The organism is Halomonas sp. AOP43-A1-21, assembly GCF_052376775.1.
Classification (GTDB): domain Bacteria; phylum Pseudomonadota; class Gammaproteobacteria; order Pseudomonadales; family Halomonadaceae; genus Vreelandella; species Vreelandella colorata.
Window position 1 is genome coordinate 47,033 of the sequence record NZ_JBQSWC010000006.1, and the last position, 21,492, is coordinate 68,524.

The 21,492-nt window shown below is 51.7% G+C and carries 20 protein-coding genes and 2 tRNA genes; 9 read left to right on the forward strand and 13 right to left on the reverse strand.

The window, feature by feature from the left end:
- Positions 1 to 4 precede the first annotated feature (4 nt).
- Complete coding sequence (gene ppnN / locus ACT3R7_RS05080) at positions 5 to 1,387, reverse strand: nucleotide 5'-monophosphate nucleosidase PpnN (protein ID WP_226940170.1); 1,383 nt, start codon at positions 1,385 to 1,387, stop codon at positions 5 to 7.
- 147 nt (positions 1,388 to 1,534) lie between these two features.
- On the opposite strand from ppnN, the gene ACT3R7_RS05085 reads away from it, so the two are divergent.
- A complete protein-coding gene (locus ACT3R7_RS05085) occupies positions 1,535 to 2,437 on the forward strand; it encodes a LysR family transcriptional regulator (RefSeq protein ID WP_018916072.1) in 903 nt (300 codons plus the stop codon).
- A gap of 46 nt (positions 2,438 to 2,483) precedes the next feature.
- On the opposite strand, the gene gcvP is transcribed toward ACT3R7_RS05085, so the two are convergent.
- Together gcvP and gcvH are read right to left on the reverse strand one after the other, a co-directional pair.
- A complete protein-coding gene (gcvP, locus tag ACT3R7_RS05090) occupies positions 2,484 to 5,378 on the reverse strand; it encodes an aminomethyl-transferring glycine dehydrogenase (RefSeq protein ID WP_193091988.1) in 2,895 nt (964 codons plus the stop codon).
- 83 nt (positions 5,379 to 5,461) lie between these two features.
- Complete coding sequence (gcvH, locus tag ACT3R7_RS05095) at positions 5,462 to 5,851, reverse strand: glycine cleavage system protein GcvH (protein WP_018916074.1); 390 nt, start codon at positions 5,849 to 5,851, stop codon at positions 5,462 to 5,464.
- A 487-nt stretch (positions 5,852 to 6,338) separates the two neighbouring features.
- On the opposite strand from gcvH, the gene ACT3R7_RS05100 reads away from it, so the two are divergent.
- Positions 6,339 to 7,745 carry an alanine/glycine:cation symporter family protein gene (locus ACT3R7_RS05100; RefSeq protein WP_192538696.1) on the forward strand — a complete coding sequence of 469 codons (1,407 nt, stop codon included), beginning with the start codon at positions 6,339 to 6,341 and terminating at the stop codon, positions 7,743 to 7,745.
- Positions 7,746 to 7,843: 98 nt separating this feature from the next.
- Positions 7,844 to 8,956: a glycine cleavage system aminomethyltransferase GcvT gene (gene gcvT / locus ACT3R7_RS05105; RefSeq protein ID WP_192538695.1), complete on the forward strand. Its 1,113-nt coding sequence runs from the start codon at positions 7,844 to 7,846 to the stop codon at positions 8,954 to 8,956.
- Positions 8,957 to 9,089: 133 nt separating this feature from the next.
- Here the strand turns inward: gcvT and ACT3R7_RS05110 are convergent, their stop codons facing one another.
- The 3 genes from ACT3R7_RS05110 to ACT3R7_RS05120 all read right to left on the reverse strand — a co-directional run bounded on the left by ACT3R7_RS05110 (position 9,090) and on the right by ACT3R7_RS05120 (position 11,846).
- Positions 9,090 to 9,863: a murein hydrolase activator EnvC family protein gene (locus tag ACT3R7_RS05110; protein WP_192538694.1), complete on the reverse strand. Its 774-nt coding sequence runs from the start codon at positions 9,861 to 9,863 to the stop codon at positions 9,090 to 9,092.
- A 119-nt stretch (positions 9,864 to 9,982) separates the two neighbouring features.
- Positions 9,983 to 10,864: a 1-acylglycerol-3-phosphate O-acyltransferase, YihG family gene (locus tag ACT3R7_RS05115; protein WP_192538693.1), complete on the reverse strand. Its 882-nt coding sequence runs from the start codon at positions 10,862 to 10,864 to the stop codon at positions 9,983 to 9,985.
- 91 nt (positions 10,865 to 10,955) lie between these two features.
- Positions 10,956 to 11,846 carry a LysR family transcriptional regulator gene (locus tag ACT3R7_RS05120; protein ID WP_192538692.1) on the reverse strand — a complete coding sequence of 297 codons (891 nt, stop codon included), beginning with the start codon at positions 11,844 to 11,846 and terminating at the stop codon, positions 10,956 to 10,958.
- Between the two features lie 133 nt (positions 11,847 to 11,979).
- Between ACT3R7_RS05120 and ACT3R7_RS05125 the strand changes: the two genes are divergently transcribed.
- The gene (locus ACT3R7_RS05125) at positions 11,980 to 12,678 is read left to right on the forward strand and encodes a CoA transferase subunit A (RefSeq protein ID WP_018916080.1); all 699 of its coding nucleotides are present in this window, start codon (positions 11,980 to 11,982) and stop codon (positions 12,676 to 12,678) included.
- 59 nt (positions 12,679 to 12,737) lie between these two features.
- Positions 12,738 to 13,400 carry a CoA transferase subunit B gene (locus ACT3R7_RS05130; protein ID WP_192538691.1) on the forward strand — a complete coding sequence of 221 codons (663 nt, stop codon included), beginning with the start codon at positions 12,738 to 12,740 and terminating at the stop codon, positions 13,398 to 13,400.
- Between the two features lie 37 nt (positions 13,401 to 13,437).
- On the opposite strand, the gene ACT3R7_RS05135 is transcribed toward ACT3R7_RS05130, so the two are convergent.
- Positions 13,438 to 14,205, reverse strand: a complete 768-nt coding sequence (locus tag ACT3R7_RS05135) for a DUF1338 domain-containing protein (protein ID WP_496198851.1) — start codon at positions 14,203 to 14,205, stop codon at positions 13,438 to 13,440.
- A gap of 259 nt (positions 14,206 to 14,464) precedes the next feature.
- Positions 14,465 to 14,728: a GrxA family glutaredoxin gene (locus tag ACT3R7_RS05140; RefSeq protein ID WP_192538689.1), complete on the reverse strand. Its 264-nt coding sequence runs from the start codon at positions 14,726 to 14,728 to the stop codon at positions 14,465 to 14,467.
- Positions 14,729 to 14,967: 239 nt separating this feature from the next.
- Here ACT3R7_RS05140 and ACT3R7_RS05145 point away from each other — a divergent pair, with 239 nt between their 5' ends.
- A complete protein-coding gene (locus ACT3R7_RS05145; protein ID WP_192538688.1) occupies positions 14,968 to 15,741 on the forward strand; it encodes a 3-hydroxybutyrate dehydrogenase in 774 nt (257 codons plus the stop codon).
- A gap of 43 nt (positions 15,742 to 15,784) precedes the next feature.
- On the opposite strand, the gene ACT3R7_RS05150 is transcribed toward ACT3R7_RS05145, so the two are convergent.
- The 3 genes from ACT3R7_RS05150 to ACT3R7_RS05160 form a co-directional block, all read right to left on the reverse strand.
- On the reverse strand, positions 15,785 to 16,324 hold the full coding sequence (locus ACT3R7_RS05150) for a response regulator transcription factor (RefSeq protein ID WP_192538687.1): 540 nt from the start codon (positions 16,322 to 16,324) through the stop codon (positions 15,785 to 15,787).
- A 72-nt stretch (positions 16,325 to 16,396) separates the two neighbouring features.
- Positions 16,397 to 17,668 (reverse strand): ATP-binding protein, encoded by a 1,272-nt coding sequence (locus ACT3R7_RS05155; RefSeq protein WP_192538686.1) that lies wholly within the window; start codon positions 17,666 to 17,668, stop codon positions 16,397 to 16,399.
- A gap of 7 nt (positions 17,669 to 17,675) precedes the next feature.
- Positions 17,676 to 18,092, reverse strand: coding sequence for a hypothetical protein (locus ACT3R7_RS05160; RefSeq protein ID WP_192538685.1), 417 nt, complete (start codon positions 18,090 to 18,092; stop codon positions 17,676 to 17,678).
- 145 nt (positions 18,093 to 18,237) lie between these two features.
- On the opposite strand from ACT3R7_RS05160, the gene pyrC reads away from it, so the two are divergent.
- Complete coding sequence (gene pyrC / locus ACT3R7_RS05165; RefSeq protein WP_417419929.1) at positions 18,238 to 19,275, forward strand: dihydroorotase; 1,038 nt, start codon at positions 18,238 to 18,240, stop codon at positions 19,273 to 19,275.
- Between the two features lie 66 nt (positions 19,276 to 19,341).
- Here pyrC and mtnN read toward each other — a convergent pair whose 3' ends face one another.
- Positions 19,342 to 20,055, reverse strand: coding sequence for a 5'-methylthioadenosine/S-adenosylhomocysteine nucleosidase (mtnN, locus tag ACT3R7_RS05170; RefSeq protein ID WP_192538683.1), 714 nt, complete (start codon positions 20,053 to 20,055; stop codon positions 19,342 to 19,344).
- Positions 20,056 to 20,159: 104 nt separating this feature from the next.
- Complete coding sequence (folD, locus tag ACT3R7_RS05175) at positions 20,160 to 21,020, reverse strand: bifunctional methylenetetrahydrofolate dehydrogenase/methenyltetrahydrofolate cyclohydrolase FolD (protein WP_192538682.1); 861 nt, start codon at positions 21,018 to 21,020, stop codon at positions 20,160 to 20,162.
- Positions 21,021 to 21,226: 206 nt separating this feature from the next.
- Here folD and ACT3R7_RS05180 point away from each other — a divergent pair.
- Positions 21,227 to 21,303 (forward strand) — tRNA-Pro (locus tag ACT3R7_RS05180).
- Positions 21,304 to 21,393: 90 nt separating this feature from the next.
- Positions 21,394 to 21,470: transfer RNA gene (locus ACT3R7_RS05185), tRNA-Arg, on the forward strand.
- Positions 21,471 to 21,492 lie beyond the last annotated feature (22 nt).

Here is a 21,492-nt window from a genome sequence, read left to right on the forward strand (position 1 = left end):
CGTATTATTTAAGAACGTAGCAGGGTGTATAGGGCTGACCATCCAGCTTCATTCGCCCTTGAGCGACAAACGAGGTAAGTAGCTCATCCAGGCGCTGCATTAAAGCTGGCTCTGCCGTGAGTACAAAGGGGCCATGCGCTTCAATGGCGCGTATTCCCTGCTCTTTAACGTTACCGGCCACAATGCCCGAAAACGCCCGGCGCAGATTCGCGGCAAGCTCGTGCTTGGGTTGCTGACGGTGCAGAGCAAGCCCAAGCATGGCTTCGTGGGTGGGCTCAAACGTTGCCTGAAAGTCCTGGGCGATGGTCAAGCGCCAGTTATAGTAAAAGGCATCCTGTTGGTTACGACGAAACTCCTTGATAGTGTCAATGCCCTGACGCATTGCTCGGGCCACCGCCACTGGGTCACCGGTAATGATCGTGTAATAGCGACGAATGTCCTCGCCCAGGGTATAAACCAGAAACTCATCTATTTTCTGGAAATACGCCGCTGAGTCCGCAGGTCCTGTAAAAATAAGCGGGTAGGGGATATCGCTGTTATTCGGATGCAGAAGTATGCCGAGTAGATAGAGAATTTCTTCGGCTGTACCCACACCACCGGGGAAAACGATAATGCCGTGCCCTAGGCGAACAAACGCTTCCAGGCGTTTTTCAATATCGGGCATTACCACCAGCTCATTGACAATGGGGTTCGGCGCTTCGGCGGCAATAATGCCCGGCTCCGAAATCCCTAGATAGCGGCCATCCTTACGTCTCTGTTTGGCATGGGCGACGTTCGCACCTTTCATGGGCCCTTTCATGGCGCCAGGGCCACAGCCAGTACAAATATCTAAATCGCGTAGGCCTAAGTGATAGCCCACATCTTTTGAGTACTCATACTCTTCACGAGAAATAGAGTGACCACCCCAGCAAACTACCAGGCTGGGGTCGCGGCCCGGCTTTAAGGTACCTGCCTTGCGTAAGATATGAAAAACGGCGTTAGTCGTACCTTCTGCAGTGCTAAGGTCAAACCGATTATGGTGCTGAATTTCATTATAGACGTAGACAATATCGCGAATGATAGACGAGAGATGTTCGCGAATACCGCGGATCATCTGACCATCGACAAAGGCTTCTGCCGGGGCATTGGTCAGCTTTAAGCGAATCCCGCGATCCTGCTGCAGCACTTCTATATCGAAATCCTTGTAAGCCTCAAGAATGGCGACACTATCATCGGTAGGCTGGCCACAATTTAATACCGCAAGCGCACAGCGACGCAGTAAGTCGTGTAAACCATTTTGCGACGTATTCTGAAGGCGATTGACCTCCTGCTGAGACAATACTTCCAAGCTCCCTTCGGGAGAAATAATGCTAGAGATAGTGGCGCGAGGTGTTATAGGTAAGGTCATTAGTGCATCGTTTCCTGGTCATTTTTCATCTTATCGCATACTACCACGCTATAGCAGAGGGTACAGCGCCACCAGCGTTAACCCTTACTGTGCTACCCTATGCGCAAAATGCGCGCACATGGTGGCTAAAGAAGATGGCGTTTTATTATGTTTAATGCCCTGTATTTTCGGACATTTATTACCTTGGTAGAGACTGGTAGTTTTACCCGAACGGCACACCGCCTGGAAATGACGCAGCCGGGGGTCAGTCAACACGTTCGTAAATTGGAAACGTATCTCGATAAGACGCTGCTGGAACGCAAAGGGCGCAGTTTCACGTTAACCGAGTCAGGGCGTCGCGCTTACGATTACGCCTTAAAGTTATTTGCCGAACATGAGCAGTTTCGCCACGGTTTAGATGATGACTCGCTGGATAGCGGCGACTGCCGGATTGCTTCGCCGGGCAGTGTCGGGCTCATGTTTTATCCGTATATTTTAGGGCAGCAGCAAATGCACCCTAATTTAACCGTCAACTATAGCTTTGCCTTTAATCATGAGATTGTGAATGACCTGCTGGAGGGGCGCTACGATATTGGAATCGTCACCGAAGCGGTTAACAATCCTGAGCTTACCTGCACTCTCTGGCATAAAGAGCCTTTATGCTTGGTAGTGCCGGCGGATTTTGCTGGTAATACGCTGTCCGATCTCATGGGGATAGGATTTCTCAACTATTACGACGGCATTAACCACGCTAATGCGTTGCTGAGAGCTAACTATCCGGATGAGTTTCGCTCAATGACGCATTTTCGCCATCAAGGATTCACCAATGAGGTGAGTATGGTGCTGGACGCTGTCGCGAGGGGGCTGGGTTTCACGGTGGTATCACTATTGGTACTTGAAACCTCACCCTGGCAGCGCCAGGTAAAGGCGCTGACATTGCCCAATGCGGTTAATGAAGAGCTGTATCTGTTGCGTCGCCGTGACTCTGTGCTGCCTAAACGCTATGAAAAGCTGCTAGACGGCTTTTATAGGCAGCGTATTCAAGAAAGAACGCCTTTGATATCCGAATAAAAGCGATCAAAGGCGTTCATTAGCTGCTTACTGGTTTGCCGTACTCTTAGCGGCGATATTCATCGATACTGGGGCAAGAGCAGATAAGCTGGCGATCCCCAAATACATTGTCCACGCGGTTGACCGTTGGCCAGTACTTGGCTCCCATCACCGCCTCTGACGGAAACGCGCCCAGCTGGCGGTCGTAAGGCCGCTCCCACTGGCTGTCCATAATGTCTGCCTGGGTATGCGGAGCATTAACCAACGGGTTGTTCTCCAGCGTCCACTCGCCATTTTCGACACGTTTGATTTCTTCACGAATGGCAATCATGGCATCACAGAAGCGGTCGATTTCGTAAAGGGACTCGGATTCCGTGGGCTCGATCATCAATGTTCCCGGCACCGGGAATGACATAGTGGGTGCGTGGAAGCCATAGTCCATCAAACGTTTGGCGATATCTTCCTCGCTAATGCCAGACGTAGCCTTAAGCGGGCGAATATCGATGATACATTCGTGGGCCACGTGTCCGCTGGTTCCACGGTAGAGAATGGGATAGGACTCCTCCAAACGCTTGGCGATGTAGTTAGCATTGAGGATGGCTAACTGCGTCGCTTCACGCAGGCCGCGCGCACCCATCATCTTGATGTAGGCCCACGAGATAGGCAGGATTGAGGCGCTGCCAAATGCCGCCGCTGAAACGGCGCCGCTATCAGCGTTAACCCCGTTAATAGGGGTAACCACGTGATTGGAAACATAAGGCGCCAAGTGGGCTTTAACGCCGATGGGCCCCATGCCCGGGCCGCCGCCGCCATGAGGAATGCAAAAGGTTTTATGCAGGTTAAGATGTGATACGTCGCCTCCGAAATCGCCGGGGCGCGTCAACCCTACCTGGGCATTCATATTGGCACCATCTACGTACACCTGCGCGCCGTGCTGGTGTACTACTTCACATACCTTACGCACGTGAGACTCAAAGACGCCGTGAGTAGAGGGGTAGGTGATCATAATTGCCGAAAGCTTGTCGCTGTACTGCGCAGCTTTAGCTGTTAAGTCATCAATATCAATATTGCCGTTTTGGTCACACTCAACCACCACGACGTCCATGCCGACCATGGCCGCACTTGCCGGGTTGGTGCCATGGGCAGAGCTTGGAATCAAGCACACAGTCCTGTGCGTTTCACCCTGGGCATCCTGATAGCGACGAATGGCCAGCAAACCCGCATATTCACCCTGAGCACCTGAGTTAGGCTGCATCGAGATATGATCGTAACCTGTGATTTCCACCAGAAACGCAGCGAGCTCATCAATCATTTGATGATAGCCTGCCACCTGGTCGCGAGGCGCGAACGGATGCAGGTGGGCAAACGCAGGCCAGGAAACCGGGATCATTTCACTGGTAGCGTTTAGCTTCATGGTGCAGGAGCCTAACGGAATCATCGCATGGGCAAGCGACAGGTCCTTATTTTCCAGCCGCTTTAGATAGCGCAACATTTCTGTTTCGCTGCGATAGCGATTAAACGTGGGGTGGCTCAGGAAATCGCTTTCACGCTGGCAGGCTTCCGGAATGCCTGTTGCGCCTTTGGCAATCGCCTGCTCGTCAAGAGCTGCCACGGAAAGCCCATGCTCGTTGCCCAGCAGCACGTCAAATAGCGTAGCAACATCTTGTGCAGTCGTGGTTTCATCCAGGCTGATGCCTACATCGCCATTGGCGAAATAGTGTAGGTTGATATCGTGTGTCATGGCGCGGCCATGGATTTTACCTGCATCTACCTGCGCTAAGCGCAGCGTATCAAACCAGCTGTCATGCGCTAAAGTGATACCCGCTTGCGTTAAGCCTTCGGCTAACAACGTGGTTAAGCGGTGGACGCGTCCGGCGATTTTGCGTAGCCCTTCAGCGCCATGGTAGGTCGCGTAAAAGCCTGCGATATTGGCTAAAAGCGCCTGCGCCGTGCAGATGTTCGAAGTGGCCTTTTCACGACGTATATGCTGTTCGCGAGTTTGCATCGCCATGCGCAGCGCCGTGTTGCCCCGGCTATCTTTTGAAACGCCGATGATCCGGCCGGGGATTGAGCGTTTGAGCTTGTCAGAGGTAGCAAAGAAAGCAGCGTGCGGGCCACCAAAGCCCATGGGCACACCGAAACGCTGCGAGTTGCCAACCACAATGTCGGCACCTAGTGCGCCCGGCTCTTTGAGAAGCACCAGACTGAGTAGGTCAGAGGCAACGCAGGTCATTATGTTACGTTCAGCGGCCGCTTTTAACAGGGGCGCTAGATCGCGCACATCACCGCTTGCCGATGGGTATTGGAGCAGCGCACCAAATACATCGTGGTCGGCCAGCGTATCTGCCGGGCCTGACACCAGCTCAAAACCGAAAAATGTGGCGCGGGTTTTTACCACATCCAAGGTTTGCGGGAAGATGTCGTCGGCAACGAAAAAGACGTTTGACTTGCTCTTTTTATTTGCCCGTTTGCATAGCGCCATCGCTTCGGCTGCTGCGGTGGCCTCATCCAGCAAGGAAGCGTTAGCCAGCTCCATACCGGTCAAGTCCATAACGACCTGCTGGAAATTAAGCAGCCCTTCCAGGCGACCCTGAGAAATTTCCGGCTGATAAGGTGTGTAAGCAGTATACCAACCTGGGTTTTCCAGCACGTTACGCTGAATAACCGCCGGCATATAGGTGCCGTAATAGCCCTGGCCAATATAGCTCTTGGCTACACGGTTTTGACGGGCCAGCTGGCTTAGGTATTCCAGTGCTTCTGCTTCACTGCTGGGGTCATCCAGATTGAGTTCGCGGCCAAGGCGTATGTCGCTGGGCACGGTTTGCTCAATCAGATCTTCCATGCGCTGCATATTGAGCACGTTCAACATGGTATCTACGTCGGCGGCGTTAGGGCCATTATGACGTTTGATAAAAGCATCGTGGTCGGCCAGTTCGGCCAAGCGGCGTGTTTCAAAAGGCATGAGAAGATTCCGAGCGTGAAAGAGAAGCTTTGCAGGGGGGCTAAATACAAAGCCTGCCAATTAGGCAGGCTCAGCAAACATAATTAATCGTCAGCGCTTATAGTGGCTTGATAGGCATCTGCATCAAGCAAACCATCCAGGTTTTGGTCGGTCAGGCGGACTTTCATCATCCAGCCGCCTTCATAGGGCGCATCATTAACCGTTTCAGGTGAGTCTTCGAGCGCTTCGTTGACCTCAATGACTTCACCGTTAACCGGCGAGTAGAGATCCGAGGCCGCTTTGACCGATTCGATAACGCCGAATTCTTTACCCTGGCTAAGGGTTTGGCCTACTTCGGGCAGTTCAACAAATACCACATCGCCAAGCGCCTCTTGGGCATGATCAGTAATGCCAATGCTGACCGTACCATCTTGATGATCAAGTACCCATTCATGACTTTTAGCGTAACGAAGGTTAGCAGGAAGGTTGCTCATGATGATTCCCTTTATGAAACAATTGTCTGGACTGGTGAATACTAGCGCTTGTCGGTCGCCTTTGCGACTGTCAGCCTTCCAGGCAATAAGCGAATTTTTAAGCATGTTAACGTGTTTCTCATCGGAAACAAATTTCTTAAATGCGCCATTGAGGCTAAAAGAGCGCATTTTTAGCTACTCATCCGGCTAATAGGCGATGAGGTCTCTTACGCATCTGCCATGTATAAGCAGCATAGGCATGGAAGACCCCTTATGAAATGGTGTAAAACAGTCAGGTTAGGCAGCTAAGGGCTTTTGTTGTTTCGCTCAAGGCTGCGGCAACCCTCAATAGATCTTAAGTATGTGAAGCATCTCTTTCATGCGTTATACCCATGAAAGGGTTATTCGTGACAGCGCTAGATTTGCTAGACAAAATAAAAGCGAATGTCGGTGATTCGACCGTCAAACACTTATAAAACAAGCGAATTAACAGGGTAAGGAGAGACATGTGGAAACTTTAAATAGCCTTTTTGGGGCGATCAATGGGGTGGTTTGGGGCCCATTGATGTTGATCTTGCTGTTAGGTGTGGGTATCTATCTGCAAATTGGTCTAAAGTTCATGCCCATTCGAAAGCTGGGTATGGGCTTCAGTCTGCTTTGGCAGGGGCGTGATGCTAAATCGACCCAGAAAAGCGTGCCCGAAAAAGCCGGTCAAGACGGTGAGATTTCGCCTTTTAACGCATTAATGACGGCGCTATCAGCTACGATTGGTACAGGCAACATCGCGGGGGTAGCCACTGCTATCGCCTTAGGTGGCCCTGGCGCCGTGTTTTGGATGTGGATTACCGCGCTTGTCGGCATGGCAACCAAGTTTGCTGAAGCGGTACTGGCCGTACGTTACCGGGAAACCGATAGTACCGGTTATCACGTGGGCGGCCCCATGTTCTATATCAAAAATGGCCTGGGCAAAAAATGGCTGTGGCTCGGCGGTCTGTTCGCGTTTTTCGGCGCGGTAGCCGCTTTCGGGATTGGCAATACCGTGCAGTCTAACTCGGTGGCGGATGCCATGGATGCCACGTTTGGTATTCCACACTGGCTGACCGGTGTGGTTATCATGGTGCTGGCCGGGGCCGTTATCCTTGGCGGGATCAAGCGTATTGCCAAGGTGGCCGGTAAGCTGGTGCCCATCATGGGCATTGCGTATGTAGTTGCCGGGATACTGGTGCTGATCGTCAATGCGAGCCAAATCGGCGAAGCGTTCAGCCTGATTTTCTATTATGCCTTTAACCCGATCGCAGCAGCCGGCGGTTTTGCAGGCGCTGCGGTGATGGCCGCTATTCGGTTTGGTGTCGCGCGGGGGATTTTCTCCAATGAAGCAGGCCTAGGTAGCGCGCCCATTGCCCATGCGGCCGCCAATACTAAAAACCCAGTGCGCCAGGGTCTTATTGCGATGCTGGGAACGTTCATTGATACCATTATCGTTTGTACGATTACCGCGCTGGTTATCTTGACCTCAACGGTATGGCAAACGGGCGAAGAGGGGGCCTCGCTGACCGCGCTCTCGTTTGACCAGGCGCTCCCCGGCTTTGGTAACCAAATTGTGGCCATTGCCTTGGCTATCTTCGCATTCACGACGATTCTAGGCTGGTCGTTTTATGGCGAGAAGTGTTTCCAATTCCTGTTTGGAACACGCTCGATCATGCTCTATCGCGTACTGTTTGTACTGGCCATTCCGCTGGGCGCCATCGCGCAACTGGGCTTTATATGGTTAATGGCGGATACCTTCAACGCCATGATGGCGATTCCCAACTTGATTGCCTTGGCGCTGCTGTCGCCCGTGGTATTCAAGCTGACTAAAGACTACTTTGCCGGTAAAGAGATTTTAGCAGGCGAAGAACTGGATCATGACAAATAAGCCGCGTCTGACATTTGCTCGGCTAGTGCTTACGCAGTAACTGAATCGGGAAGCTATGGCCATGGCTTCCCGTTTCTCGCTTTAACCAAGGAAATTTCATGACTGATCAAAAGCATACGCCACTTCATGCATTGCACCTTAAATTAGGCGCCAAGATGGTGCCTTTTGCCGGGTATGCCATGCCTGTGCAGTACCCGCTGGGAGTTAAAAAAGAGCACGAACATACGCGCCAGCAGTGCGGCTTGTTCGATGTATCGCATATGGGTCAGATCCTGGTGTCAGGACCTGATGTGGCAAGCGCACTCGAAACGCTTATTCCGGCGGACCTGGTAGGCCTACAAGAAGGCCAGCAGCGCTACGGGTTATTTACCAGCACGGACGGCGGGATTATTGATGATTTGATGGCAGTTAACGCTGGCGATCACTTTTATTTGGTAGTTAACGCCGCGTGTAAAGACCAAGATTTAGCACATTTACGTACCAATCTGGGCGCCACTCATGAGATTGAGCCGCTAGACCGCGGTTTACTGGCATTGCAAGGACCGCAGGCACATGTGGTTATGCAGCGACTCTGCCCAGAAGCGTGCGAACTGGTGTTTATGCAGCATCAGCGCTTTACCATTGACGGGCACGAGGTTTGGGTGAGCCGCAGTGGTTATACTGGTGAAGACGGATTTGAGATTTCCATCGCAGCAGATGCTTGTGAAGCATTTGCAGAGCGGTTGCTGGCTGAGCCGGAAGTCGAGGCCATCGGCCTGGGTGCCCGCGACTCGTTGCGTCTGGAAGCCGGACTGTGTCTTTACGGGCATGATATGGATACCACAACGACGCCTGTGGAAGCCGGGTTGATATGGGCCATTGGCAAGCCTCGTCGTCATGGCGGTGAGCGCCCAGCGGGGTTCCCAGGGGCTGACCTGGTTCTTCATCAAGTTGATGCTAAAGATCACTCACGTAAGCGCGTTGGGCTTCAGGCCGAAGGCCGGGCGCCTATTCGTGAAGGTGCCATACTGCTGGATGCAGCAGGTAATGAAATTGGTGTGGTGACGTCGGGTACATTTGGCCCAAGCGTTGGGACGCCGGTAGCCATGGGCTATGTCAGCCGTGAGTGGGAAAGTCAGGGAAGTAACATATTTGCGGAAGTTCGTGGTAAACAGCTGCCCGTAACCGTGACGTCCATGCCATTTATCAAGCCCAGCTACTTTCGCGGTTAAGCCAGTTTATCGCGGTTCCGTCAATCTATCGCAGCTAATTAAGCCTTACATGATTAAAAGCGCAAAAGTTTAAGCCAAAAAAAGCCCCGGAATATTTCCAGGGCTTTTCAAGGTTTACTTGAGGCTCAAACGCTTAACGCAGTACCTGGCGTGGGTCGATAGGCTTACCTCCCTGGCGTAGGTCAAACAGCAGATCATAGCGCTGGCTGTCGTTGCTCTTACCTATTTCGCAAAGCTCATCACCCGCTTTCACCTGCTGGCCTACGGAAACCAGCGTGCGCGAGCAAAGCGCATACACCGTCTGTAGATTATCCGCATGATGCACGATAACGACTTCACCTAACTGGCGCATGCCATCGGCAAAGCGTACCTCGCCGGCAGCGACCGACTTTGCGCGAGCACCTGCCTGGGTGGCGAGTAACATTGGCTGTAATGTTCCTCGGCTATCCGTGCCAAAGCGTCGAACCACGCGATAGTCTTCAAGCGGCCAGGGCCAGCGGCGCGCGGAGGCAGGCAATGAAGTAGCCGCCGGTGGGGGCGTTGGGCTTGAGCTTGAAGAAGCGGAGCTGCTGGCAGGCGTACTACGCGGGGCACTGCTGCTAAGCGGTACGCTCACGATTTGGCCCACTCTCAAGGCCGTAGGTGACGTGCCTGCATTGGCACTCTGAATGCGCCCACTGGTCGTACCAAAGTGGCGGGCGATACTTGAATAGGTATCACCGGCGCGAATCTGATAGCGATAAGGGCCGCCTGAGGGAGCACGTTCTTGTTGCGTAGGTATCAGCAATCGCTGTCCAACGGCCAAGCGCCGGGTATTTACCCCCGGATTAAAGCGCTCAAGGCGTTCAAGAGGCACATTGGCGCGGTTAGCCAGTTTTCCAAGGGTATCCCCACGCTGAACTTCCACCCAGTTGCCGTTCAGCTGACTGGTGCTGTTAGTCGGTATAGCGGCGCGTTGATTTGAAGAAGGAGAGCTCGCACACCCCGCCAAAAGGCTAATCAGTAAACAGGTGCAAAGCCAGCCAGCTAGGCGTGGTCGGTTTGGCTGTCCAACAGGGCATCTTTTTCCATCCAAAGTGAATTGATCCATGCGTGGAAGCGTTCCTTGTGCTGCTTTTCATCGTGGTAGTTGGATTCGTACATCCATTGGGGAATGGCTAATTGGTGCGCGTTTAGTGTGATGGGCGCTTCCTTACCACATAAAAATCCCCAAAAAGTCGGCGACGGATTAGCGTAACTGATCGTTACGTCAAGGATACCATTCAATTGATCGCCAAGCAGGCCAAGTACCTGTGCAACCCCGCCCGCTTTAGGGCGCAATAAGTGCTGATAGGGACTTTGCTGCACATCGCGCTTAACCGCTGTGAACCGAGTGCCTTCAATGAAATTGATAATAGTGATGGGGGCATGGCGCGCTTGCCGACACATCTGTTCTGTGGAGTGCCGATCAATGGTGGCCAGCTTAGGCTGTTTGGTGATCTGTTCCCGGCTATAGCGACGCATAAAGGGGAACTCAAGCGCCCAAAAGGCAAGCCCTACAATGGGAATCCAGATTAACTGTCGCTTTAGGAAAAAACGTGGCATTGGGATACGGCGATGCAAGGCCATCATCAGGATAAAGATATCGGTCCAGCTGCGATGATTAGAAATAACCAGCCACCACTGCTGAGGGCTCAGCGTATCCGGAACCGAAAAATTGATCTGGGGTTTCAGCCAGCGCTTCATCCACCACAAGTTAACTCCAATCCAGTTGAGCGCTACCGCGCATAGGCCTTTCAGTATCCAGTTTCGATAGCGCCTTACGGGAATAATAACCTTTAGAAAGGTCAGCGCAATAAGCGGTACGCCCCAAAAAAGGGTGTTAAGCGTGAGTAACACAATGCTGACGAAACCCTTGAAAATCGCCATACCTATCCTTCGCCAAAACTAATAAATGCCTTTAATGCTAATGGATCAAGCTCATACTGCCCAGCACAACGTGCTAAAAGGATTCTGCCATTCAAGGAAAGCAAGGCGCTTGTACCGTTTCAATCAGCACTGTTTGTAGCGCTTGAGCTGCCACGGATAGCTCTTGATGCGTGATAATCCCCACTTGGCAGGAAATACTGGGGGCGGTTAGCGGTACACAGTGTGCGCCCAGTTCATGCATTTGACGAATACACATTGATGGCACAGCGCTAACCCCCAGCCCGTCTGCCACCATGCGTCCTACGGTTGAAAGCTGATGGCTTTCAAAAGCCACGGTTAAGTCGATATGCTGTTGGTTTAGCGCCTGCTCTAACAAGCGGCGCACCATAGAGGGCCGCTGGAGGGTAATAAAGTCATTGTTTAAAAGCTCAGCCCACGTCAGAGAACATTTGCTTATGAGTGGAGAACTGGGCGGAAGCACAGCAACGAAATGATCATCAAAAAGCGGCGTAAAGGTCAGGCGATCCGCCCCTTCAGAAGAGAAAATGATCCCCATTTCAACCTGACGGGAGCGCACCATCTCCGTCACTTCTTCGTTGATAACGTCATGTACCGTGATATTGATTTTAGGGTATAGATGACGAAACTTTACCATTGCAGCGGGCAAGAGATTACAGGCAAACGAGGGCATGGCGGCTACGCTAAGTCTACCAAGCTGAAGCGTAAACCGCTGGCGCAGGCGTTCTTCGGTATTATCCCATTGGGCGAGCAGATGCTTGGCCAGCGGTAACAGGGACTCTCCTTCCGGCGTCAAGCGCACGCTTCGCGTGCTGCGGATAAGTAATTTGCCACCCAGTGAGGCCTCCAGCCCTTTAATGGCTAAGCTTAAGGCAGGCTGAGAAAGATGCAGACGTTCACAGGCTTGTGTAAAGCTAAGGGTTTGGGCGACCACTAGGAAAGCCCGTAGCTGCTTTACCGTCATATGATTCTCTTTTATAAATTTTTAAAATTAATTGATAAGAAAAACAAACTTAACAAATATATTAACAGAGACAACACTGAGATTATCGACAAGCGCATTTTACGAACCACCGACAATAATGTGAGGCCGAGCAATGGCAGGATTTGATAAGCGTGTAGGTTCCTACGCAGAAGCGATGGAAGGTATCGAAGATGGTATGACCGTATTGGCTGGTGGTTTTGGGCTATGCGGGATTCCGGAAAACCTAATTGCAGAAATTAAACGCCGAGGGGTCAAAAATCTCACGGTCGCCTCCAACAACTGCGGCGTCGACGGGTTTGGTTTGGGCGTACTGTTGGAAGACCGCCAGATCAGTAAAATATTTGCCTCTTATGTGGGAGAAAACGCGCTCTTTGAGCAGCAGATGCTCAATGACGAAATAGAGGTTATTTTGACTCCGCAGGGGACGCTTGCTGAGAAAATGCGTGCCGGGGGCGCCGGTATTCCGGCTTTTTATACCGCGACGGGCTATGGCACGCCGATTGGTGAAGGCAAGGAAGTACGCGAATTCAACGGGCGCCATTACATACTGGAAGAAGCGTTGGTGGGTGATTTCGCGATCGTGAAAGGGTGGAAAGCGGACCGCTATGGCAATGTGGTTTACCGTCATACCGCGCAAAACTTTAATCCATTGGCGGCAACGGCGGGGAAAATTACCGTGGTTGAAGTTGAAGAAATTGTAGAGCCAGGTGAGCTTGAGCCTAGTCAGATCCACACGCCGGGAATTTATGTGGATCGAATCATTCAAGGCACGTTCGAGAAGCGCATCGAGAAACGCACGCTGCATAGCTAATCTCTTGATGCATAACGGCTCACTCTATTTTTTTAACGTCCAATAACGAGGTTGCCACCATGGCTTTAACACGAGAACAAATGGCACAGCGTGTCGCACGCGAGCTTGAAGATGGTTTCTACGTCAATCTGGGTATTGGTATTCCCACCCTGGTTGCCAATTACATTCCTGATGGAATCGACGTCATGCTCCAGTCGGAAAACGGCCTATTGGGTATGGGCCGTTTCCCGACCGAGGAAGAGCTGGATGCCGATATGATTAATGCAGGCAAGCAAACCGTAACGGCCCGGCCTGGAGCTGCTATTTTCTCCTCCGCTGAGTCATTTGCCATGATTCGTGGTGGGCACGTTGATTTAACCGTGCTTGGCGCTTTTGAGGTCGATCAGGAAGGCAATATTGCTTCATGGATGGTCCCTGGGAAGCTGATCAAGGGGATGGGCGGCGCCATGGACTTAGTGGCAGGCGCTGAAAATATTATTTGTACCATGACTCATGCGTCTAAACATGGCGAATCCAAGCTGCTGGAAAAATGTGCGCTGCCGCTTACTGGTGCTGGGTGTATTAATCGCGTGCTGACTGATTTGGCCTATCTGGAAATTAAAGATGGTGCGTTTGTCCTTAAAGAGCGTGCGCCAGGGGTGAGTGTTGAGGAAATTATCGAAAAGACAGCGGGTAAGTTGATAGTGCCAGACCACGTGCCGGAAATGACGTTTGCTGATTAAGCGCTAGTTTCGCAACTGGGCGGTCTTGGATGGCCGCCTAAGCAATTTCGCAACGCGCATGGGCCGGCATTAATAGTTGGGCAATCCTTTCATGGCCTGCCTCTATGTGCTTTTCAGTCAGCGCTAGTCCTCCCAGACACAGGCGGTGCTCATCGCCTTCACTAAACGTTACCTTTTGCGGCATGGTGGGGTAAAAGTAATGATCTATCAGCGATGAATGCGAGAAAACGCCGTTATGAGATTCTTTTAAGCAGGGCATGCCCTCCGTCGCTAGTTGACCATTGAGCTCAGTTAACGAGTTGCCTAGCGCTTCACAATCAAAACCTGCATGATGCAAACGAGGCCCCATTACGGCTATCCAAGCCGCCAATGGGCTGGCGTGTTGAATCTGTTGGTAAAGTCGCCAGGTAGGCATCGGCCACGGGCGCCCACGGCACAGCAGATTATGCCCAACGCAATCCTGAGGATGGGATTGATTGATCAGTACGCCCAGCGCCTCACGCGGGGATTTGGGGAGTGTGGCAAGCTGCAGCTCGGCTAATACAAGCCAACTGCCGTTATCATTGGGGGCGAGTAGATGGATCAGTAGTCCTTTATCTGCCATGGCATAGTGATCGACATGGCGATACCCCATATGCGCAAGTCGGCTATTTAAGGCAGAAGCAGCAAAAGAGCCATGGTTAAGCGTAACGAGGGTTAAGTACTCCGGCATAGTGGACAGTGGCCAGAGTCTCAAGGCACCAATATCAGGATGCATGTGAATGTAATCAAGCCACAGCTGTTGTATGAATTCATCACGTTGCATGATGGTGTCCTCTCCGCCTAAACAAGCTCTATTAGAAGTAAATGACTTGTTCCCTTCAGTATAGGCAAACGGCTAAGCCCCGTTTTCAACGCGGAGAAGGGGTATATTTAACGCAAAAGTTAGCTTAGTGCCGGTAACCCTTCGCTAGTGATCGCGTGGTTTTATCGCGGTGGCGGGCTGGGGAGCAAAGAATTGAAAGGGGCAAAGCAGGGCGTTTCCTTGCCAAACCCCGCAGCGTAGAAGGAGCTGAATTATAGCCCTAAGACGTGAGTAACTGCTTATCACGAACGAACTGGTCAAATTCTGTAAAGCCGCCCACATGCGTTTGATCAACAAATACTTGAGGGACCGTGTAAATGGGCTTACCCGCTGTTTTAGCGATGTCTTCCTTAGTCACGCCTTCAGAAGGCATATCGACATAGCGATACCCCTCTATTTTACCCGCTGATTCCAGCCGTTCAGCAAGATATTTGGCGCGAACACAAAAAGGGCAGGACATTCTGCCAAAAATTACCACAAACATGTAAGAGCTCCTGATGTCGAGGGTTTAAATAGGGGAAGCGGCGCTTATTGTGGCGTAGCCGCGCTCATTTCGCCAATAGATGCAGATAATCACAGTGATTGACGCGGCTTGCAATCGCGCCCATTACTGGAAAGCTTAGGGTAAACAGTGTGTAAGGAGTATGCATCAGACTGAAGAGGCTTCTATACTCATAGAGTTTCTCGCTAAGCAGTTTTTACTTACTCGAAAAGGAACGCTGAATGACGTCTCAAACAGGCTCAACACCTCGTGTCGCCCTAGTAACAGGCACTAGCAGCGGCATTGGCGCGGCTGTCGTCAAGCATTTTTGCGAATTAGGCTATCAAGTGCTTGCGGTCGACTTTAACTCGGCAGGTAAGGAAGTAGCTGATGCTGCTGGTGCGGCTTTTTTCCAAGCTGATTTGACTGACCCCTTGGCGTGTCGTGAGGCGGTCAACGATGCTGTAAGACGTTTTGGCAGCGTGGATATATTGGTCAATAACGCCGGTGTTCAGCATGTGTCGGCAATCGAAGATTTTCCTGAGGAGAAGTGGCGTCAGATTATTGATCTGATGTTGACGGCACCTTTCTTATTGGCGCAGGCCGCATGGCCTCATATGCGCAAAGCAGAATGGGGGCGTATTATTAATATCGCCTCGGTGCACGCGCAGGTAGCCTCACCGGGCAAGGCTGCTTATGTTAGTGCAAAGCATGGTTTGATCGGTTTTACCAAAACGGCAGCGCTTGAGGGTGGAACGCAAGGAATCACTGCCAATGCGATATGTCCGGCCTATGTAAAAACCCCTTTGGTTGACAATCAAATCGCTGATCAGGCCAAGCTTAATAATATGGATGAACAGGAAGTTGTCGAAAAAATCATGCTTAAAAACGCAGCGGTTAAACGTTTGATCGAGCCTCAAGAAGTCGCCCAAATGGTGGCGTACTTAGCATCCGATGCCGCCGGCGCGGTAACCGGGGCAAGTTGGAATATTGATCTAGGCTGGACAGCCCAGTAACGCTTTCCGCTACGCTCAGTCAATGTGACGAGGTGTTATTTACTTAGCGCCGTACAGGGCGTTTTTGCAGTTTACGCTGCAGCGTACGGCGATGCATGCCTAGCGCCCGGGCCGTCGCGGAAATATTCCCATCATGCTCTTGAAGCACCTTTTGAATGTGCTCCCAGGTGATACGGTTAATTGAAGGTGGATTATCTGCAAGTTCAATATTGGGATCGCCCTCCTGTTGCTCAAACGAGGCAATAATATCGTCTGCATCAGCTGGCTTGCACAGGTAGTTAACCGCCCCAAGCTTCATCGCTTCAACGGCGGTGGCAATGCTGGAGTAGCCGGTCAGAACGACAATGCGACAGCTGGGAACGGCAGCTAGCATGTCAGGCAGCAGTTTTAGTCCTGAGCTATTTTCAAGTTTTAGATCCAACGTTGCCATTGTGGGTTGAAACTGAGTTGCGACAGCGAGCGCCTGGTCGGCATCGTGCGCTGTCATTACTTCAAAACCGCGGCGAGTAAAGGCACGGCTCAGGACATGACAGAACATTTCATCATCATCAATAATTAATAGGCGTTGATCTGTCGTTTGCATGATGTCCTCAGCGTGGTTGTTTGAAACTGATTAAAGCGCGTTTTAAATACATTACTTAGGCAGGTCTGCACTTTAATTGGGGGCTGAACTTCTCGGCAGCGTCACTTCTGTCAGGGTGCCGCCTTCGGGGTGATTATACAGGCTGACACCGCCACCAAAGCGGTTGATCGTGGCATGGGTTAAAAACAAACCAATTCCCATGCCTTTGCTCTTGGTGGAAATAAACGTGTCGCCAAGCTGGTCAGCAATGGACATGGCAATCCCCGGCCCGTGATCGCGAATATCGATGACCACGCTCTCTTCCTGCCAGTCCAGGCGAACGGCGATATGCTCGGGGTTGGCATCTGCGGCGTTATTCAACAGGTTCATGAGCGCCTGATCCAGCGTGGTATCTACCGCAAGCCAAGGCCTGCCGCGCTTTTCGGTAATATCAAACTGATGACTGACATCTGGGCGTAATACCAGCCAGCGCTGCACCACTCCGGTCAGCCAATCCTGCGCATCCAATATTTCTGGCTCAGCCATGCGTTGGCGATCAGAGCTGGTAACCAAGTGCTGTAAGCGCGATTTGCAAATATCGACCTGCTGGCGAAGCAGGCGAATATCTTGATGCAGGGTCCCATCTTCAGGAGTTTCTTCCTGCATCTCTTTTAATAAAATGGCCATGGTTGAGAGCGGAGTGCCTAGTTCATGGGCTGTGCCGGCGGCCTGGGTCGCCACGGCCAGCACCTGCTCGTTACGCAGTGCCGCTTCTCGGGTGCGCGAAAGGGCTTTATCACGGCTGCGTAATGCATAGGCCATTTTGTAAATAAAGAAAGTTACCAAGCCCGCAGAGAGGCCAAAGTTTAGCCACATTCCCAGAACATGTAGGTTAAGCATCACATCGCTATTGATATGGCCTAGTTGAGGGATTGGGTGGTAATAGAACATTAAAAAACTGTAGCCGGCCATGGCACTGCCAGCACAAGCCCAGGCGTGGCGCCACGGTAGCGTTGCCGCGGCAATGGTGACCGGCACCAGATAGTAAGTGATGAACGGGTTGGTTGAACCACCAGAAAAATAGAATAAAAGCGTTAGTCCGGTAATGTCCGCTAATAGATGCAGCAGATACTCAATATGCTCAACCGCACGTGGACGACCCAGGCGCCACCAAGTGACGATATTCAAAGCCCCCATCGCGATAACGACACTTACGACGGCGGTAACCGGTAAATTGAATCCTAAAAGCTCAACGCCCACGATGATTGCAAGTAAAAAACCTGTCCAGGTGATGCCGCGTACAATCGTTAGGCGAACAAGATTTCGGTTAGGCGTAGAGAGAGGAAGCGGCAGAGCGGGTTGCATGGGCCACCTATTTCTTGGACGTTTTAATATTGTGGATAATAGATTTGATGATCAGGGTCATAACGTATGTAAGCCAACCCGCTGAGGCTAAAAGATTGAATAGCAACATTTTAGGTGGCAGCCATGTATCGCCGAATGTTGCTTCTACCATGATATGAAAAAACATTGCTAATAACAGCGGGAGAGCCAGGATATGGATCCACATATCCGTACGCCGCTTGCGAATATGGTAACGACGCAATAAAAAGCGCATAGGACGATGCGCCCAGCTAAATAAAATTAGTGCGCCAGCAATGAATAGAGCTGCCAAAGTTGGCTCGGTACTCCCGTTATGGACCGAAATGGAGATTGACCAGGCCAAGCCTAGCCACACCAAACCTTCTATGCTGGCAATGATGTCCGCATAGCGTCGCACGTTTTGCATAAACAATTGGACCTTAGAACCTCTAAAAGTGCCGTTATAATACGATACTTGGCACGCGCTGTGGCAACGATGAGCAGATTTCTCTGCCAGCCTTATCGCGTATACTGTATTGGCGTTTTTTTCTTTTACCTGCTTAGGACTTGCCGTGGACGTTATTACCCTGACCCGCCCCGATGATTGGCATCTTCATTTACGCGATGGCGAGGCGTTAAGCGCCGTGGTGGGGCATACCGCCGCCCAGATGGGGCGCGCGATCATTATGCCTAACTTAACCCCACCGGTAACGACCACGGCACAGGCACTTGAATACCGCGAGCGTATTTTGTCCGCACTGCCTGAAGGAAGTGCGTTCGAGCCGTTGATGACGCTCTATCTGACGGATACTACGCCTCCAGAAGAAATTGAGCGCGCAGCACAAAGCGGTGTTATCAAGGCCGTCAAGCTCTATCCTGCAGGCGCCACCACCAATTCGGATTCTGGCGTTACGGATCTGGCCCATTGCGATGAAACCATCGCAATGCTCGCCAAGGTGGGCATGCCGCTGCTAGTACATGGCGAAGTAACCACCGCCGATATCGATATCTTTGATCGGGAAGCGGTATTTATTGAACAGGTAATGAAACCCCTACTGGAGCGGCATCCGTCGCTTAAGGTGGTTTTTGAACATATCACCACCCAGCAGGCGGCGGAGTTTGTTGCCTCAGCGCCGGATAATGTAGCCGCGACGATTACCGTTCATCATTTGCTGTTTAACCGCAATAAAATGCTGGTCGGAGGAATTCGCCCACACTATTACTGCCTGCCCATTCTTAAGCGTGAACAGCACCGTCAGGCACTATTGAAGGCCGCTACCAGCGGTAGCCCCAAGTTCTTTTTGGGCACCGACAGTGCTCCCCATGCGCAGGGCGATAAAGAGTCCAGCTGTGGCTGTGCTGGCGCTTATACGGCACCTGCGGCCATCGAATTATATGCCAGGGCGTTTGATGAAATGAATGCACTGGATAAGCTCGAAGCGTTTGCCAGCCTCAATGGTCCGCGCTTTTATGGCTTGGCGCCTAACGCCGATAAGATTACTCTGGAGCGTAAAGCCTGGAATATGCCGGAAAGCTATCCCTATGCTGGAGACAAAAAGATTATTCCGCTACTGGCGGGTGAGTCGCTTGAGTGGTCAATCAAGGCGTAACCTTTCGCTGTATAAAAAACAAACGGAGCCAGTGGGCTCCGTTTGTTTGTGGTAGGGCAGAGTGCTTTATTGATTGGCGCTTGCCAGCCCTAAAAGCATCTCTTCCACCATGCGCGATGAGTGTGCGGCCGCCACGTCGAGAAACTCCTCGAAGGATAGGTGGTTATCGTCGTTACCTGGAATATCGGATAGCGCGCGGATGACTACAAACGGGCATTGGTAGAGATGACAGGTCTGCGCAATGGCGGCGGCTTCCATTTCCACGGCTAGCATAGAAGGAAATTGCGCTCGGGTCGCTGCGACGCGGGCAGGGTCCGCCATAAAGGCATCGCCTGTTGCGATCAGTCCTTCACGAACGTTAACTTCACCGACCGTAGCAATGGCTTGTCGGGCGATATCGCGTAGTAGCTTATCTGCCAGGTAAGCCGCTGGCATGCCGGGTACCTGGCCAATTTCATAGCCAAACACTACGGCGTCTACATCATGGTGGCGAACCTCATCTGAAATAATCACATCGCCAATCTTGAGATCGCTTGCAAAGCCGCCCGCTGAGCCGGTATTGATAATGGCATCCGGCTGATGGCGCTCTAGTAAAATAGCCGTACCTACTGCCGCATTTACCTTGCCAATACCCGATAGCAAAATCACGATTTCCAGCCCGTGGCGTGTACCCGTATGGAATACAAATCCAGCGTGTTCATAGCGTTCGGCGTTGTCGAGTTGTTCGACAAGAACGTTAATTTCCTGTGCCATCGCGCCAATAATACCAATACGCTTCATAGAGTAGACTCCATCGTCCATACGTTAAAAATTAAAGATTCAGCAGTAAAGACCTAGTATTAACGGCCGGATATTAACGATCGAGGATTTAAAACATCGTGAGCCTAGGCTTCAGCGTCGTGACGTTCAGCCGCTTCAAGGGTGTTTTCCAATAATGTGGCAACGGTCATCGGTCCAACGCCGCCAGGTACGGGGGTGATAAAGCTTGCCCGCTCGGCCGCTACAGCAAAATCAACATCACCGACCAGGGAGCCATCTTCCTGGCGATTAATGCCAACATCAATCACGATGGCACCTTCTTTGATCCATTCGCCTTTTACGATGCTGGGCTTACCGACCGCGACGATGACTAGATCCGCTCGGCTGACATGCGCTTTTAAATCACGCGTAAAACGATGGCAGATGGTCGTAGTACATCCTGCCAATATAAGCTCAAGGGCCATGGGGCGACCTACAATATTCGAGGCCCCAACAATCGTGGCATTGAGCCCGCGTACGCTAAGATTGCTTTGCGCGAGCAGAGTCATTATCCCTTTGGGTGTACAAGGGCGTAGGGCCGGTAGCCGCTGGGCAAGCCTGCCCAAGTTGTAGGGATGGAAACCATCAATATCTTTGCCTGGAAGAATACGCTCTAAAATAGGCCCGGCATCCAGATGAGCTGGGAGTGGAAGCTGTACCAGAATGCCATCAATACGTGGATCCGCATTAAGCTGGTCGATAAGGTTTTCCAATGCCTGCTGAGTGGTATCTGCTGGCAATGCGTGCTGGAACGACAGGATTCCAGCCTGCTTGCAGGCTCGATGCTTGGTATTCACATAGACATGAGACGCGGGGTCTTCCCCGACCACAACAACGGCTAGTCCTGGTGCACGAGCGCCAGCAAGCTTGCGTGCTGCTATCTTCTCGGCAACGCGTTGGCGGACATGAGCAGCGATGGCTTTTCCATCGATAAGTTGGGCGGTCATTGACAAGGATCCCTGTGGAGGTTGAAACACTTAGCGCTAAAGCAGATTTTGCTTGAGCATTTGCCTAGAGGTAATTTTCGCATGCCAGGGCGGTAAGGCAAAGCATCTACATAATCAATCGCATTAAGTGTTGACTTTAAATCTAGAAATAGTAATATATGCCTCGCTTGAGACGGGCAGCGCGGTAAGCGTCAAGAGTGATAAATCGGGATGTAGCGCAGTCTGGTAGCGCGCCTGCTTTGGGAGCAGGATGTCGGGGGTTCGAATCCCTCCATCCCGACCACACTTAACGTGAAAGGTGGTACATTGCTTTTCCGAGCGTGGTTGTGGTCAAGTGCTCATCGGTATTCAGCTTGTTTCGAATGCTTTACGTGCGCCCATAGCTCAACCGGATAGAGCAACGGCCTTCTAAGCCGTAGGTTGCGGGTTCAAGTCCTGCTGGGCGTGCCATTAATAAAGCGTTTAAATGGTC

Excerpts from the sequence above, each read along its gene's own strand:
- ACT3R7_RS05085 (WP_018916072.1), top strand. The coding sequence starts at position 1,535 with ATGTTTAATGCCCTGTATTTTCGGACATTTATTACCTTGGTAGAGACT.
- ACT3R7_RS05125 (WP_018916080.1), top strand. The coding sequence starts at position 11,980 with ATGGCAGGATTTGATAAGCGTGTAGGTTCCTACGCAGAAGCGATGGAA.
- ACT3R7_RS05150 (WP_192538687.1), bottom strand. The coding sequence starts at position 16,324 with ATGCAAACGACAGATCAACGCCTATTAATTATTGATGATGATGAAATG.
- ACT3R7_RS05140 (WP_192538689.1), bottom strand. The coding sequence starts at position 14,728 with ATGTTTGTGGTAATTTTTGGCAGAATGTCCTGCCCTTTTTGTGTTCGC.
- ACT3R7_RS05145 (WP_192538688.1), top strand. The coding sequence starts at position 14,968 with ATGACGTCTCAAACAGGCTCAACACCTCGTGTCGCCCTAGTAACAGGC.
- ppnN (WP_226940170.1), bottom strand. The coding sequence starts at position 1,387 with ATGACCTTACCTATAACACCTCGCGCCACTATCTCTAGCATTATTTCT.
- ACT3R7_RS05155 (WP_192538686.1), bottom strand. The coding sequence starts at position 17,668 with ATGCAACCCGCTCTGCCGCTTCCTCTCTCTACGCCTAACCGAAATCTT.
- gcvP (WP_193091988.1), bottom strand. The coding sequence starts at position 5,378 with ATGCCTTTTGAAACACGCCGCTTGGCCGAACTGGCCGACCACGATGCT.
- ACT3R7_RS05160 (WP_192538685.1), bottom strand. The coding sequence starts at position 18,092 with ATGCAAAACGTGCGACGCTATGCGGACATCATTGCCAGCATAGAAGGT.
- folD (WP_192538682.1), bottom strand. The coding sequence starts at position 21,020 with ATGACCGCCCAACTTATCGATGGAAAAGCCATCGCTGCTCATGTCCGC.
- ACT3R7_RS05120 (WP_192538692.1), bottom strand. The coding sequence starts at position 11,846 with ATGACGGTAAAGCAGCTACGGGCTTTCCTAGTGGTCGCCCAAACCCTT.
- ACT3R7_RS05135 (WP_496198851.1), bottom strand. The coding sequence starts at position 14,205 with ATGCAACGTGATGAATTCATACAACAGCTGTGGCTTGATTACATTCAC.
- gcvH (WP_018916074.1), bottom strand. The coding sequence starts at position 5,851 with ATGAGCAACCTTCCTGCTAACCTTCGTTACGCTAAAAGTCATGAATGG.
- ACT3R7_RS05115 (WP_192538693.1), bottom strand. The coding sequence starts at position 10,864 with ATGGCGATTTTCAAGGGTTTCGTCAGCATTGTGTTACTCACGCTTAAC.
- ACT3R7_RS05130 (WP_192538691.1), top strand. The coding sequence starts at position 12,738 with ATGGCTTTAACACGAGAACAAATGGCACAGCGTGTCGCACGCGAGCTT.
- mtnN (WP_192538683.1), bottom strand. The coding sequence starts at position 20,055 with ATGAAGCGTATTGGTATTATTGGCGCGATGGCACAGGAAATTAACGTT.
- gcvT (WP_192538695.1), top strand. The coding sequence starts at position 7,844 with ATGACTGATCAAAAGCATACGCCACTTCATGCATTGCACCTTAAATTA.